The 14,885-nt window shown below is 59.5% G+C and carries 13 protein-coding genes; 1 reads left to right on the top strand and 12 read right to left on the bottom strand.

The window, feature by feature from the left end:
• Position 1 precedes the first annotated feature (1 nt).
• The 9 genes from ERD78_RS09995 to ERD78_RS10035 form a co-directional block, all read right to left on the bottom strand.
• Entirely contained in the window at positions 2-1,246 is a 1,245-nt protein-coding gene (locus ERD78_RS09995; protein WP_245152420.1) for a CynX/NimT family MFS transporter, read from the bottom strand.
• 78 nt (positions 1,247-1,324) lie between these two features.
• Positions 1,325-2,110 carry a response regulator transcription factor gene (locus tag ERD78_RS10000; RefSeq protein ID WP_129969173.1) on the bottom strand — a complete coding sequence of 262 codons (786 nt, stop codon included), beginning with the start codon at positions 2,108-2,110 and terminating at the stop codon, positions 1,325-1,327.
• An 88-nt stretch (positions 2,111-2,198) separates the two neighbouring features.
• Positions 2,199-3,251 carry a fimbrial protein gene (locus tag ERD78_RS10005; RefSeq protein ID WP_129969174.1) on the bottom strand — a complete coding sequence of 351 codons (1,053 nt, stop codon included), beginning with the start codon at positions 3,249-3,251 and terminating at the stop codon, positions 2,199-2,201.
• Between the two features lie 17 nt (positions 3,252-3,268).
• Positions 3,269-5,890: a fimbria/pilus outer membrane usher protein gene (locus ERD78_RS10010; RefSeq protein WP_129969175.1), complete on the bottom strand. Its 2,622-nt coding sequence runs from the start codon at positions 5,888-5,890 to the stop codon at positions 3,269-3,271.
• A 16-nt stretch (positions 5,891-5,906) separates the two neighbouring features.
• Complete coding sequence (locus ERD78_RS10015) at positions 5,907-6,647, bottom strand: fimbrial biogenesis chaperone (protein WP_209019975.1); 741 nt, start codon at positions 6,645-6,647, stop codon at positions 5,907-5,909.
• A gap of 127 nt (positions 6,648-6,774) precedes the next feature.
• A complete protein-coding gene (locus ERD78_RS10020) occupies positions 6,775-7,305 on the bottom strand; it encodes a fimbrial protein (RefSeq protein ID WP_129969176.1) in 531 nt (176 codons plus the stop codon).
• 249 nt (positions 7,306-7,554) lie between these two features.
• Complete coding sequence (locus ERD78_RS10025; protein ID WP_167668904.1) at positions 7,555-8,019, bottom strand: helix-turn-helix transcriptional regulator; 465 nt, start codon at positions 8,017-8,019, stop codon at positions 7,555-7,557.
• Between the two features lie 93 nt (positions 8,020-8,112).
• Positions 8,113-9,051 carry a response regulator transcription factor gene (locus ERD78_RS10030; protein ID WP_129969178.1) on the bottom strand — a complete coding sequence of 313 codons (939 nt, stop codon included), beginning with the start codon at positions 9,049-9,051 and terminating at the stop codon, positions 8,113-8,115.
• Positions 9,052-9,195: 144 nt separating this feature from the next.
• Complete coding sequence (locus ERD78_RS10035) at positions 9,196-10,473, bottom strand: arsenic transporter (RefSeq protein ID WP_129969179.1); 1,278 nt, start codon at positions 10,471-10,473, stop codon at positions 9,196-9,198.
• Positions 10,474-10,760: 287 nt separating this feature from the next.
• Between ERD78_RS10035 and ERD78_RS10040 the strand changes: the two genes are divergently transcribed.
• Complete coding sequence (locus tag ERD78_RS10040) at positions 10,761-11,057, top strand: hypothetical protein (RefSeq protein ID WP_129969180.1); 297 nt, start codon at positions 10,761-10,763, stop codon at positions 11,055-11,057.
• A gap of 35 nt (positions 11,058-11,092) precedes the next feature.
• On the opposite strand, the gene ERD78_RS10045 is transcribed toward ERD78_RS10040, so the two are convergent.
• The 3 genes from ERD78_RS10045 to ERD78_RS10055 all read right to left on the bottom strand — a co-directional run bounded on the left by ERD78_RS10045 (position 11,093) and on the right by ERD78_RS10055 (position 14,653).
• Entirely contained in the window at positions 11,093-12,841 is a 1,749-nt protein-coding gene (locus tag ERD78_RS10045; RefSeq protein ID WP_129969181.1) for a TRAP transporter large permease, read from the bottom strand.
• 2 nt (positions 12,842-12,843) lie between these two features.
• Entirely contained in the window at positions 12,844-13,473 is a 630-nt protein-coding gene (locus tag ERD78_RS10050; protein ID WP_129969675.1) for a TRAP transporter small permease subunit, read from the bottom strand.
• Positions 13,474-13,561: 88 nt separating this feature from the next.
• Positions 13,562-14,653, bottom strand: coding sequence for a TRAP transporter substrate-binding protein (locus tag ERD78_RS10055; protein ID WP_129969182.1), 1,092 nt, complete (start codon positions 14,651-14,653; stop codon positions 13,562-13,564).
• Positions 14,654-14,885: the final 232 nt, after the last annotated feature.

Consider the following 14,885-nt stretch of genomic DNA (forward strand, 5'->3'; position numbering starts at 1 on the left):
GTCAGCGCATGGCGCCATCGGGCAACAGGGCAACTTTAACCAGCGACGCACGGCCCGCGCCCCAGCCATTGACGGCGGTGGCCAGCCCCAGGAAGGCAAAGACCCACGCGGACGACGCATAGCTTCCAGTCCAGCTGTGCAGCACGCCTATAAGCAAGGGACCCACCGCGGCCAGCACGTAGCCGAAGCCCTGGGCCATGCCTGAAAGATGGGCTGCCACCAGCGAGTCTGGCGAACGCAGCACAATGACCGTCATGGCCATGGCAAACAGGCCGCCCTGACCTATGCCCTGTACCACAGCCCATAGCCACAAAGTGGACAGCGGCGCAAACAACAGGCCAGTCAAGGCGGCCGCCGCGGTAAGCGCCAGGATGCAATTGATGAGCCGCTGATCACGGAAACGAACAGCAACGGGCGGCACAAGCACGCAGGTCACAACCTGCACCATGACTGACACAGAGACAATGACGCCGCTGTCCACGCCATCGAGCCCGCGGTCCCGCAACAGGGGCGCCATCCATCCCAGCACGCAATACGCCAGCGCCGATTGCAAACCCATGAAAAACGTAACCTGCCAGGCAAGCGGATCCTTGGCCAGGCCCTTGATGCGCCTGCGCCCTTGCGCTGCGGGCCGGCTGGAGCGCAATGCCTGGGGAGCCCACAATACAAAGACTATGGCCGCCGGAATCGCCCATATACCCAACCCCCAAGCCCAGGCATCGCCAAAATAATGCGCGAGCGGCAAGGTGAAAGCCGCAGCCAGGGCCGCGCCGCCGCACAGGGCCATGGTGAAGAGACCCGTCATGACGGCCGGGCTGCCTGGAAAATCGCGCTTGACGACACTGGGCAATAAAACATTGCCGATGGCGATGGCCGCGCCCGCTAGTGCCGAGCCGATGAAGAGCGAATACAGATCGCCCAGGCCGCGCATCGCCGTACCGGCAGCCAGCAGCAGCAGCGCGAACAGCAGGCTGCGCTCCGGCCCCACCTGCTGCGACAAGCGTGGCGCAAGCGGCGCAAACACGCCCAGGCAAAGCACGGGCAAGGTCGTGAGATACCCCGCACTCGCCGAGCTAAGCGGCGTGGCGGCAATGATGTCGGGAAGCAGCACGGACAGGCTGGCAAACAAAGGACGTAGGTTTACCGCAATAAGCATCAGGCTCAGGCCAAGCATCCACCCCCCTGCAGGCTGCCTGCCCGAATCGTGAGCGGGCGTGAGAGGGATATTGGCTTCAGAAGAGGGCATGGTGCGGCCGGGCTGCGAATTCAAGGTATAGCGATGATAACCTTGCGTCGTTTCCCGCGCCAAAATCCGCTGGCTCTGCTAACGCCTGAGCAGACTGTCCTTGCGGAACCGGGAGGGCGAAACGCCCACATGCTGACGGAAAGCGGTCGAAAAATTAGCCGCGCTCGAGTATCCCAGTTCCTGCGCGATACTGAGGATGCTTAGCGAGGTGTGGACAAGCAGATGACGCGCCTTGCGCATTCGCGCATCCCGCACAAACTGGAACAGCGTGCAGTTCAGGCACTGCTCGAAGGTGGATGCAAGCCGCCGCTCGGAAACACCCACCATGCGTGCGATGGCGGCCGAATCGGGCGGATCATGAAGCTGTCCCCATATGAGACGGCGCGCGGCCCGCACGATGATGCGGTCCCCATGCATCGCCTGCGCGCCATCTTTCCGCTCTCCCCGCTCCCCTTCTCCGCCACGAGAGCCGCGGCGTGCCAGCGCAAGATGGATGCGCACCCTTTCCAGCACTTCGGCGGGCTGGAAAGGCTTGGTAATGTAGTCTGCCGCACCTGCGCGCAGGCCGGTGAGCCTGTCCTCCGCCTCCGCGGACGACGACAGAAACAGAATGGGGATGTGCTCCGTCGCCGGATTGGCCTTGAGCATGCGGGTCAATGCAAACCCGCTCATCCCTGGTATGCAGACATCCAGGAGAATCAGATCCGGCACAACGGAAAGCGCCCTCGCGTATCCTTGCGCGCCATCGAAGGCGAGCGTGAGCCGATAGCCATGTCCCCGCAAAGTCTCCATCAACAGCCTGAGCTGTTCTGGCCCGTCATCCACAATAAGGATGTGAGCAGGAGCATACGGATGCCGGCTCATGATCTATCCCTGATCTACTCCAGACCGTGCCGCGGCGCGAAAGCCACCCGTGTCATGAGGCTTTCAGCGGGGCGCCGCCGGGATCTGTTCAACGAAATGAGACATCAATGGTCGCGGTCGCCTGGAATGGGCCGATTTTGGGGTGATCGCTGAGCCATTTCAACGAGGCTACGAACTCGTGCTGCACCACCGAACCGTTGACTACCCCAAGCGGAACCGCCGTCCTCATCGGAATCGCCGGATTGGCCGCATCGGACAGCACGATGCCAAAGCCGCTGTCGCTTTCGGGCAGGATCACGGTACGATCCTCGACGGGATGTGATGTGCTGAAGCTGCCAACCAGCGCCTTGCCTTCGCACTGATTGCCAGCATTGGGACCGCTCATGTTCACTTCCACGGAAAAGGGAACCGCGCGGGCAATGTCTCCGGGCCTTGCCGTGTTCGATGGGATTCGCCCGAAATCGACGGCGTTCCCGCCGTTGGCCCGAACATTGATCTGAGGATTGCAGGCAATGAAATGGATGCGCCCCAAGCCTGAAATGGCGGCGCGATAGTTCGAGTTCGGCGTGCTGTTCAAGCCGTTTACGCCATCGATCTGGAACAGATCGAATGCGCCGTTCTCATTGATCTGTCCATTTGACGGTGGCGGCATACCGGTTGCCTTGATATATACGGAGAAGGTGACGGTCACCTCCAGAGATCGCGCGCACTCATCCGCTCTGGATCTGTTCCAGTACATGGTGCAATAGGACCTCCTGGGCGGGGGCGCAGTGCCCTGGCCGATGCGCCGCTGTTGCCCGTAGACGGGCCTGTAATCTATCGACTGATAGGTAACGCCAACTTCGATGGAGTCATGAATGCGAGTGAGAGACCTGGCTGGATCCCAGTAGAAAAAGACGTCTTCGCCGGACGGATAGTTTTCTGAATCGACACAGCGAAAAGTGACCGTATAGTTCTGCGATCTCCACAGCAGCTTTCCCGGCACAATATCCGCCGTCGATACATAAACGTCCTGATCCAAGGCTATGACCTGCCGCGCATTCCACGTGCTCGCTTCCTTGCATGACACGGCCAGTGCCAGATGGGGCAGTCCAAGCAAAGCCCCCCATACGATGACATGTCTGAAAAACTGGAGAAACATAGGGTGCCTCTTGGTTTCTAAGAAAGTGAGTGACAGTTCAGCGCGACGCGCGCATAGCCCGCCTTGGCTGGTTCGAGATCCCCGACGGGAATCTCTTTCGTATCGAGCGTACATTGCTGGCCGGCATCCTGCCCCCACTTCACAAGCAATTGTTCGCCCGGCTTCACGCCGCTCACAAATATCTTTCCATTGGGGCCTGCCACGCCACGAACCTGACCTTGCGTGTTGTAGGCGGTAGCGCCGATGGGTACCATCGAGCCATCCTCCCGGCGACTGCGTATCATCACACTCGCGCCGCGGCGCGCATCGAATTCAACCAGCGTCAAGGCCCCTTCGGTCGGAACAACCCGCGCCGCGACCTTGCTTGCTTCGATGCCGGCGCCAAGATCATCCGTTCTGAGCGCCACCCGGTTGAAGCGGTAAGGGCTAAGTCCTGAAACCACCGCATAGCCGTTGGCGTCCAGCCTGACTCCGGGTTGGTTTTCCACGCCGACGCCCTCGCCGTCTGGCGCATGCACGAGCACAGATGTGCGCTGCAACGGTTGGGAAAGTGTTATTCCGCCACCATGTGCCACCACACCGCCGCGTACACCCCAGCCGAACTGGCTGTAGCGCTCGGATGCCGTAACGCCGGCGCTCACTGCCCCCTTGCTGCCCAGATAGTCCAGATTGGCGGTGCCTGTGGCGCCCGCCCCTTCCGAATGGCCGACATTCACGCCATACCCCAGCCGCCCATCATCGAGCGCCGTTCCATAAACCCCTGTTTGCAAGGTGTTTCCGGATTCACGGGAATGCGTGAAGGACGAACTCGAGCTCATTCCGCTCGAAGACGATTTGCCCAGCGGAATAGACAACGTAAGGCCGATCATGCGGTCGCTGTAGCCGTACTGGCTGCGTGTGTCCCGGAAAAAGAGGCCATAGCTCACCGACTTCACCCGGCCATTCAGGCCGATCTGAATATTGCGCTCGCTGTCGTCCGAGCCCCAGAAATTCTGCTTGTAGAAGTTGGCATACATGGACAGCTTGTCAGTCACTCTTTGATTCAGGATGACCTCCAGTCGACTGCGCTTGTTGTAATAACGATTGCTGGTCACTCGCCGGTCAAGCGCGGACGACCAGTCCGGCGTGCCGTCAAAACGAGTCTCGGGATCGCGGTAGGTGGTTTCGTAATGCCCATTGCGCCAACGATCTCGCTCTGCCGCCGCGTCGTTGAAATCGTAGTAGCCCGATGTCGAATAACGATGGCCCACCAGGCGAAACTCGGTGCCCAGATCATTCAGGGACTTCGAATAAAGAAAGCGGTAGCTGTTGCCGCGCTGGGTCTCGCCGTTGGCAAGCTCGGTGCGCGCCGTGGTCACATCCAGCGCGAGCGAGCCAAAGCGTCCCAGGCTTTGCACCACACCCAGGCCCGCCGCGGCGTAATGTTCCGCAACCAGAATGCCGCCGTAAGGCGTGGTATTGCTCGCAAGACCATGGGCCACAGTTGCCAGCGCAAAGCGGGGACGATAGTCAGTGTTGCCGTTTCGAAGCTGGCCCGCACTCAGCTCATAGCGCCACATCCCTGGGCGCAGCATGGATTCAACCCCCGAGAAGGCCTGGCTGTATCGCTGCACGGATCCGTCGGCCTCTATCACCGAGACATCAAGATCGCCGCTCATGCGATTGGGAACAATGTCGCGGATTTCGAATGGACCCGGCGCAACGTTGATGGCATAGATCAGCACATTGTCCTGCCTGATCTCGACGCGGGCGTTTGTGGCCGCCACGCCCCGCACGACAGGCGCGTAGCCCTGCTGGCTGAATGGCAGCATGCTGTCGTCGGAAGCGAGCTGGACGCCGCGGAACTGGACGCTATCGAACACCGAGTTTCCAGAATAAGTGTCGCCTAGCTTCAGTCGGCTACGAATTGGCTGCAGGTCGCGCTCCAGGCTGATGCTCTGGGAACGCCAATGGACCTCCCTATCGTTATCCTTGTGCACTACGGCGTTCTGGCGCAGGCGCCAGGCGCCCAGATTCAGGCCGCTCATCAGCGAGGCAAAATAATAATCGCTATTGCCGTAGCCGTTCTGATGGTTGTGCGTTCCCGTCAGCGAATAATTGAGGAATGCGGCATTGATGCCCTGGTCGCGCAGCGCAGGCTGTACATAACCGCGTGGCCGAAGGACCAGGTAGCGCTGAGGTATGCTCAGATCCAGTCTTTGCTGGTTACCGTTGTAGGAGACTGTGGATTCGGGCACAAGGGCCGGGACATCCACGCACTGATCCGTGGATGTCCCAACTTGGGGATCATCCGGCAAAACGATATCCCAAGCAATGAGTTGCTCACGATGCAGACACGGTATTGTTGCCTGCCCGAATGATTGCCTGATATCGATATGCTCGCGGCCGACCTCCTGGCCATTGACATAGACGGTAAACAGATAGCTGCCAGGCAGCACGGCGCCCGGTGTAGACAGCGCTGAAAGACTTTCCTTCTGTATGTTGCCTTTCAAGAACTCCAGGTTGAACTCCGGCTGCGCGGACGCAGGCAGCCACATGCCAGCCAGAACGCAGGTCAGCGCAAACCGCGCCAGCCTTCCCGCTCGCGGCTCCCGGCTCATGCCGGATAAGCGTATTCTGTTGGTATACATGTTGGGCATGTTGGCTCCTGAGCCGTCATTTGCGCTCAAGCAGCGCGTCCCTCACCTCGGACACACCCCCGTAATCATTGATGTACCCAAAGGCAAGCTGACCGCTCTTACCCAGGTCCAGGCCTCTTGCGGGTACTGCCAATGTCTCTCCGGGCTTGATCATGTCGATGGCGCTGGCCGCTTCAGCCTTGCCAGCCTGTCTGTTCTGGATATAGGCGAAAGTGATATGCAGCGGACTGGGGTTTCGGATAATCAGCGAAGGGCCATCCATGTGCCATTTCAGCGAGCGCGCCGCCTCGTCGAGCGACATCTTCAGTTGAGAAGGCCTGTAGAACAGCTTGATGCGCGTACGAATGGCAATCTGCAAAGCATTCGTGGCGCTCGATGCAGGCGGGATCTCCTGGATATTGATCCAGAACAGCGACTCTTTGTCTTGTGGAAGCCCCGAGCCGGAATATATGGCCCGCACAACCGCCTCTTCGCCGGGCGCCAGCCGCATCAGGGGAGGCGTAAGCGTCATGGGCAGGTTCTCGGGCATGGACGATGCATCGCCGGTATCCAGCCAGGTTTGCACCAGATAGGGCAATGTGCTGTTGTTCCGGAGCGCAACGGAAGCGGACGCATCGTCGCCGCTATATATGACACGCGTCGCCTGCACATGGACGGCCGCACGGGCCTGTCCGAACACCATCAAGCCTGTGATTGCTAGCCAGAACGCGACGCAAAGCCGCACCACCGCATTGAAGCGGACTTGATTTTGAGTCATGGAAGTGTCTATCTGGAGGAATAAAGCACGTGTAGGCAAAGGGGCTTTGAAACGCCTGCCCGATGCACTCAAAAATGCACTGAAAAATGAGCCGCCAAGAGGACGAGTTCGCCCCCTTGGCTGGCGATCAGCGGTACTCGATCGAGAAGGTGGAGTCCGCGTTGGCCTCACCGGCACCGACAGTCGATGCAAAAGACTTGTAGCGCGCCTTCAGATCCACGGTTGCAGTCCCGTCGGCGGCCACTTCCACAAGCGCCGGATCGGTGACGTCCTGCCCAATGGGAAATACCTTGCCGTTGTTGTCGAGGATTTCAATCCCGACGCCCGTCGCTTGGCTGACCGCCAGCAATTCGGGGTGGCCGGCAGGCGCGTTGCCGTCAAACCGGATGGTGTAGGTGCCGGCATCGCAATTCTGCAGTCCAATCTGAAAAGCCTTGGAAGAAGACACGTCACCCACATTGGCAAACAGACTGGTCGGATACGTGCCGATCACCACTGTCTGGTCCTTGGTGGCCGTCGTGACATCGCAGGTGGACTGCACAATCTCACCCTGGAATTTCACCGTCCCGGTCGCCGCCTGCGCGCCAATGGGAAAGATTGCCGCCACGGCTGCCGCCGCCGCAAGGCTTTTTAGAACAGGTACAAATTTTGTGGTCATAAGTTTTGCCCAGAAAGAAAAGAACTGAATCCATAAATAGATTTGCAATCACGAACGACCTGGCAGGCGCACCATCCAATGCTGATGGTTACGCTACGCCAAATCATCCATTCAACATGCTAGGAGGTTGTCTTTCAGCGGGCTTTTGATAAATCTGCTGATATCTTTGATAAATCAGCATCAATTAGCAAAATTTTGTAAAGTCTTTCTTGATTGTCCACAGACTGGCGTGTTTCAAACGCTACGCACCTACTGGGCAATAGCCGCAATCTGCTCGGGATAAGGCAGTTGCCTGAATGACCAGGGCGTAATACCGACCAGCTCACGGAAGAAAGTGGCGAATGCAGAGGGATGGTTGAATCCCAGGCGCCTGGCGATTTCGGGAAGGCCCTGCGATGTCTGGACCAGCAGCCGCTGGGCCATCTTCAATTTTTCCCGCATGATGCAGGCATCCACCGCCATGCCGTATTTGGCGTGAAAAGCAGTGGCCAGCGCATTTCGCTCCACGTTGAGCATGGCGGCCAGCTCATCCAGGCCGCCTAGCCGCACAAAGTGCCGCGCCACAAGGGTTCTGGCCACGCGCGCGAGCGAGTCGTCGTCCAGATTCCTGGCTTCCGGCACGCCATAGCCCAGACGGCTTCCCGTGGAGAGACCATAAATACCGTCGATGCCATAAATGCCGCCCGCATTGCAGGCGTTTTGCGAGAACATCATATACATAGGATTTTGTAACTTGAGAAACGCATGGACACATGATTCCACGTCCTCCGGCGGGGATCTTTTGATTTATCTTCACATCTTTTTGATTCAGCGAGTTTCTTCCGCCGCCCGGGCGTTTTTGCGGAATACCGAGGGCGTCTTGCCCCAGAATTCCTTGAATGCGGTCGAGAAATTGGCCGCGCTTGAGTAGCCTACCTCCGCGGCCACATCCAGAATCGTGAGTGTTGTCTGGGAAAGCAGCCGTGCCGCCTTATGCATGCGCGCACTGCGCACGAACTCGAAAAGGCTCTGGTCAAGGCAGTTGTCAAATGCGCGCATCAGACGCCTTTCCGACACGCTCACCATGCTCGCAAGCTCGGCCGTTCCAGGCGGGTTGTCGAGCTGCCCAAGAACAATCCGGCTGGCGGCGCGCACCACTATCTGATCCCCCGGGGTGGCCAAACCGGCTGCGGTGCGGCGCCTGCCCTCCCTGGCGGCGCTGATGTCATTGTCGTTCGCCGCATGGCCATCCACTGCACGCAGTGCATGATCCGCCCTTCGCTCCACAGCCGCGCCGTTAGGCCAAGCAGGCGCACTCCCGACGAATTGTGCATCCAGATCGGCCTCCATGGCGTCCCTGGGACGCGTCGCCCAATGGCTGGTCAGTTCCAGATGAATGCGCACCCTTTCCAGTATCTCCGCCGCCTGAAACGGTTTGACGATGTAGTCCGCCGCACCCGACCTCAGGCCTTTCAGCCGGTCTTCCAGGTCGATGGACGAAGACAGGAATAGAATGGGAATCTGCTCCGTAGCCGGATTGGCCTTGAGCAGCCGCGCGACGGCAAAGCCGTCCATGCCCGGCATGCGCACGTCCAACAGAATAAGATCAGGTAGAACGGACAGTGCCCGCGCATGCCCCTGAATTCCGTCAAATGCGACAGTCAGCCGGTATCCGTGCCCCCTGAGCATCTCCATCAGCAGTCGCAACTGCTCGGGCTCATCATCCACAAGCAGGATGTGAGCGGGAGAATGCGGATAGCGGCTCATAAATCTTCTGGGACTGTAAACGAAGGAAGCGAAACGCCCAGCTTGGGCGCTTGCTTAAATTAGTGTGCGCGCCCTGTCTTGTCGAATGAAGAAAGGAAAACTTTACAAGCCTTGACGATTGCCAATCCGCCTGCGCGGGCCGGCCTAGCCCAGCCTCAGGACCAATGCAAGCAAGGCGCAGAGCAATACCGGGAGCGTCAGTATCAGGCCGACACGGAAGTAATAAGCCCAACTGATTCTCACGCCTTTTCCTTGCAGCACATGCAACCACAGCAAGGTGGCCAGACTGCCTATAGGCGTGATTTTGGGCCCCAAATCGTTGCCGATCACATTGGCGAATACCATGGTCTCGCGAATGAGGCCGTGGGCATGGCTCGCATCAATGGCCAAAGTGCCAAGCAGCGTGGCAGGCAGATTGTTCATGGCCGAGGACAGGAAGGCGGCGAGAAACCCAGTGCCCAGCGCAGCCCCCCACACGCCCCAACCTGCCATGATATTCATCCACTGGGCAACATACCCGGCAAGCCCCGCATTGCGCAGGCCGTACACCACCAGGTACATCCCAAGCGAAAAGACCACGATGCCCCATGGCGCGCCGCGCAGGACCTTGCGCGTGTCCACAGCCGAGCCGCGCCTCGCAACGACAGTGAGCCCCGCGGCGCCCGCCACGGCAACCAAGCTAACGGGAATGCCCAGTCGCTCCAGCCCGAGGAACCCGGCCAGGAGCAGCGCCAGCACCCACCAGCCCGCCAGGAAGGTGGCCCGATCCCGGATCGCGCGCGACGGCTGGCGCAGCAGAGACACGTCATAGCGCGCCGGAATATCACGCCGAAAAAACAAATAGAGCACGCACAGTGCCGCGCCGACCGAGACAAGGTCGACCGGGATCATGACAGAAGCGTAGCGCGTAAAGCCGATGCTGAAATAATCTGCTGTCACGATGTTGACGAGGTTGGACACAACAAGAGGCAGGCTGGCGGCATCGGCAATGAAGCCGGTTGCCATGACAAAAGCCAGAATGGTGCTCGGCCGCAAGCGCAACGCGTTCAACATTGCCATGACAATGGGCGTAAGGATCAGGGCAGCGCCATCATTGGTGAAAACCGCCGATACAAGCGCTCCCAGCAGAATGACGGCGACAAAGAGACGCCGGCCGTTACCTCTTCCCCAGCGGCCCACATGCAAGGCGGCCCAAGCGAAGAAGCCCGCCTCGTCCAGCAGAATACTGATGACAATAATGGCCACGAACGTGATCGTCGCATTCCAGACGATATGCCACACAGTGGCGATATCGCCGATATGCACGACGCCGAAGACCAGCGCCAGCAAAGCGCCGACGCTGGCGCTCCAGCCCACGCCCAGCCCCCTGGGCTGCCAGATGACAAGTACAAGCGTAACGATGAAAATGGCGGCGGCGATCATGCTGCACAGTGGCAAGAGAACAGGGCCAGGGCATGGCGGAGGGCAACCCCAGCATCATACGCCGCACCCAGCACAGCAGCCCCTACGGATGCCATCGCTTGTGGCGAAGCCGCATCAAAATGCGTCACAGATGTTACGCAACTGCATCGGAACCAATACAGAACCATTACAAAAAACGCGTTCGGGCGGGCAATTATTTCAATAGGCTGCAAGGGCGCCATTTCGCTTTGCACGGGCGCACGCCGATGACTATGCTGGGTTCATCAATATAAACGCAGGAGCATGAAATGAAGATCTATCGCCATACCGCACGCACCGCCCTGATAGCAATCGTCATCGCCACCCTGGCGGGCTGCGCCACCTATGATCGGCGCACCACCAATACCATGGCGGGTGCCGGCCTGGGCGCAGCGGCCGGCGCAGTAGTGTCGGGCGGAAATCCCGTCTACACCCTGGGTGGCGCCGCTGCAGGCGGGCTGCTGGGCAATATCCTGACCGAAGACCGCGACTATCGCCGCGGCCGGGGGTGGGATCGCGGCGGTGGTCGCCGCGACTGGCATGGTCGCAGGCACCACTACCGATAGTCCCACTAACGACGCCCCTCGCGGCGGATGCGTGGCTATTTGAACAGGTTGTTGTAGTCCTCGTCCGACGTGCCGCCATCGGCCGCATCCTGCCCGCCGACACCCGGCACGGGGTCGACCTGCACATCGCTGTATAGGCCCTGTCCCGCGTTATAGCCGCCAGCTGCCCCATAGGCCTTGCCCAGGTCTATGGTGACCGATTCCACATTGACCTTGTCCCGGCCCGCCTTGTAATGCGTGACCACTGAGGGCACCAGCAACACGATGGCCACCATGACCAGTTGGATGAGAATAAACGGTATCGATCCGCGATAGATGTCGCCGGTCGTCACCTTGGCGACAATCTTTCCGGTGATCTTGTCCCGATAGTCTTCCTTGGGCGCCACCGAACGCAGATAGAACAGCGCGAAGCCGAAAGGCGGATGCATGAATGATGTCTGCATGTTCACGGCAAGCAGCACGCCGAACCAGATCAAATCGATGCCCATTTTGTCGGCGACCGGCCCCAGCAGTGGCACGATGATAAATGACAGCTCGAAGAAATCCAGGAAAAAGGCCAACACGAAGGTCAGCAGGCTGACGACTATCAGGAAGCCCAGTTCGCCGCCCGGCAATCCGATCAGCAGGTGCTCGACCCACAGATCGCCGTTGACGCCCCGGAAGCTCAGGCTGAACACCGTGGAGCCTATCAGGATGAACACCACGAAGCAGGACAGTGTTGCCGTTGTGTCCATGGCCTGGCGCAGCAGCGTCAGGGACAACCTGCGACGCAGCAGCGCCATGATGATTGCGCCGCAGGCACCCATCGCGCCGCCCTCTGTTGGCGTGGCCACGCCGATGAAGATGGTGCCCAGAACCAGGAAGATCAGCGCAAGAGGCGGGATAAGCACGAACGTAACCCGCTCCGCGATCTGCGACAGCAGCTTCAGCCTGAAGATCTTGTTGCTCAAAGCCAGTACGAATGCCACCAGACCCCAGATCAGGATGCCCAATACAATGCGTTCGTCCACCGGCGCATCATCCCGCATGAAGAACGTCAGGTATGTCAGCGAGGCGGACAGCGCAATGAGCATCAGCACCGCCAACGAACGCAGACCGCGCCCGCCATTGGGCTCGACAAACGTGCGCGCTTCCTCGGGCAGCGCCGGCGCCATTTTCGGACGGACCCAGGAAACGACGACCACATAAAGAATGTAGGCCCCGCAAAGCATGAAGCCCGGCACAATGGCGCCCCGGTACATATCGCCGATGGACCGCCCCAATTGATCGGCCAGAATGATCAGAACCAGTGAGGGCGGGATGATCTGCGACAAGGTGCCCGAGGCGGCAATGACGCCCGTCGCCAACCGCCTGTCGTAGCCGTACCGCAGCATGATGGGCAGGGAAATCAGCCCCATGGAAATGACCGATGCCGACACGACGCCTGTGGTGGCAGCCAGCATGGCGCCAACCACCACGACTGCGATGGCCAGGCCTCCGCGCAGTGGCCCGAACAGTTGGCCTATGGTCTCGAGCAGATCCTCGGCCATGCCGGATCGCTCGAGTATCAGTCCCATGAAAGTGAAGAAGGGTACCGCAAGCAACGAGTCGTTGGCCATGATGCCAAAGATGCGTTGGGGCAGCGCCTGGAACAGCGATGGATGAAACAGGCCCAGCTCAATGCCGACCAAGCCGTAGAAGATGCCGTTCGCAGCCAGGGCGAAGGCGACAGGAAAGCCCAGCAGCAGGAACACCACCAGCGTGGCGAACATGATGGGCGCCATATTGGCCAGAAGGAAATCCATGGTCAGTGCCCCGCCTTGTCTTGTTCGTCGTGCTGGCTGCGCGCCTCGCGTTCGCGTGCCTCGTTTGCAATCTCCTCGGCCAGCAATTCCTCGGCCGATTTCTCAGACAGCTTGTCCATTGGATCGGGCCCGTCGCCCGTCAGAAAAGCGATGCACTTGATAAGGTGTGAAATACCCGCGGCGATGAGCAGGGCGAAGCCGACAGGAATCAACAACTTGGCCGGCCAGCGTATGAGTCCGCCGGAGTTGGAGGACATCTCCTGGGTGACCCAAGAATCCGCAAACATGAACCAGGACAGATAGGCAATGACCAGGCAGGCTGGCATCATGAAGAAGAGGATGCCGAAAATCTCGATCTTGATCTGCGTGCGGCGAGACAGCCGCTGTGCAATCACGTCGACGCGCACATGCTCGTTCTTGAGCAGCGTATAGCCTGCGCACAACAGGAAGATGGCGCCGAACAGATACCATTGCAGTTCAAGCCAAGCATTTGAGCTGACGCTGAAAAGCTTGCGAACGACCGCGTTGGTTGCGCTGATGACGACCACAATCAGGATCAGCCAGGTAACCGCTTGACCGACGCGCCGGTTCACGGCGTCGATCCAGCGCGACAGGGCGAGCAGGAATTTCATAATGGACTTGTGCCGCCGGCACAGGAAAAAGGCAAATTGCATGTGCCCACCGCGTACAGAGACGCAGTGGGCACAGGGAGGCAGGCTACTACTTGCGTGTTACCGCAGCCATGAACTGGTCGAAGCTGCCTTCGCCGACACGCAGCCAAGGTACGGTTTCGTTGCGGAAAGACATGAAGCTGTCGAGCAGCGTCTTGAACTGCGGATCCTTGGCGGACATCTCCGCATAGACCTTGTTCGCCTCGTTGTACGATGCTTCCATGACCTCCTTGGGGAAGGCGCGCAGCTTGGCACCCTCGCCAATGAGCCGCTTGAGCGCCTTGGGATTCTCGGCGTCATACGTCGCAATCATCTGGTTCGTGGCCATGGCGCTGGCCTGGGCCAGAACGTTCTGATAGCTCTTGGGCAAGGCGTTGAACTTATCCTGGTTGAGATAGAGAGACACCTGCAGCGTGCCTTCCCACCATCCCGGAAAATAGTAGTAGGGCGCCACCCGATGAAAGCCCTGCTTCTCATCGTCGTATGGTCCTATCCATTCGGCGGCGTCGATGGTGCCTTTTTCAAGCGACGGATAGATATCCCCGCCCGCAATCTGCTGGGGCACCACGCCCAGGCGGGAAAGCACCTCGCCCGCAAAGGCGCTGCAGCGGAACTTGAGCCCGTCCAGATCCGCTACCGTCTTGATTTCCTTGCGGAACCAGCCGCCCATCTGCGTGCCGGTGTAGCCGCAGGGGAAATTGACGATGTTGTACTTCTTGTACATGGCCCGCAGCAAATCCATGCCGCCGCCATGGTTGACCCATGCATTCATCTGGCGTGTATTCAGGCCAAAGGGCACGGCGCTGTCAAAGCACAGAGCAGGATCCTTACCAAAGTAATAGTAGGAAGCCGTATGGCCGGCCTCAACGGTGCCGTTCTGCACGCTGTCCAGCACAGCCAGCGCCGGCACGATCTCACCCGCGGGAAAGGCACGAATCGAAAACTTTCCACCTGTGGCTTCCGACACATATTTGGCCAGATTCTCGCCGCCGCTGTATATCGCATCGGCGCTACGCGGAAAACTGGACGCAAGGCGCCAGGAGAGGGTGGGAGCATCCTGCGCGAAAACAGGCGCAGCCAGCGTTGCACCTCCGGCGGCCGCACCCAGGGCGGCATTCTTCAAAAATGAGCGTCGCTGCATGAGTATTGTTCCTCCTTATGGAATCCATGCTTGATCTACGCTGTGCCATATCCGTGTGGGAAGGGCAAGGCGGCAGACCGCGGAGCGGGTGCCGGGTAACGGCACAGCCGCGTAACAATATCCATAAAAACTGACGAAATGCTTACACGCCGATACGACTGGGGGATTTATGGGGTAATCCCCTAACCGAAGTGCTGTCAATGTGCCACACTCGTCGTCCGCATAATCGCCT

The organism is Allopusillimonas soli (assembly GCF_004153445.1).
Classification (GTDB): domain Bacteria; phylum Pseudomonadota; class Gammaproteobacteria; order Burkholderiales; family Burkholderiaceae_B; genus Allopusillimonas; species Allopusillimonas soli.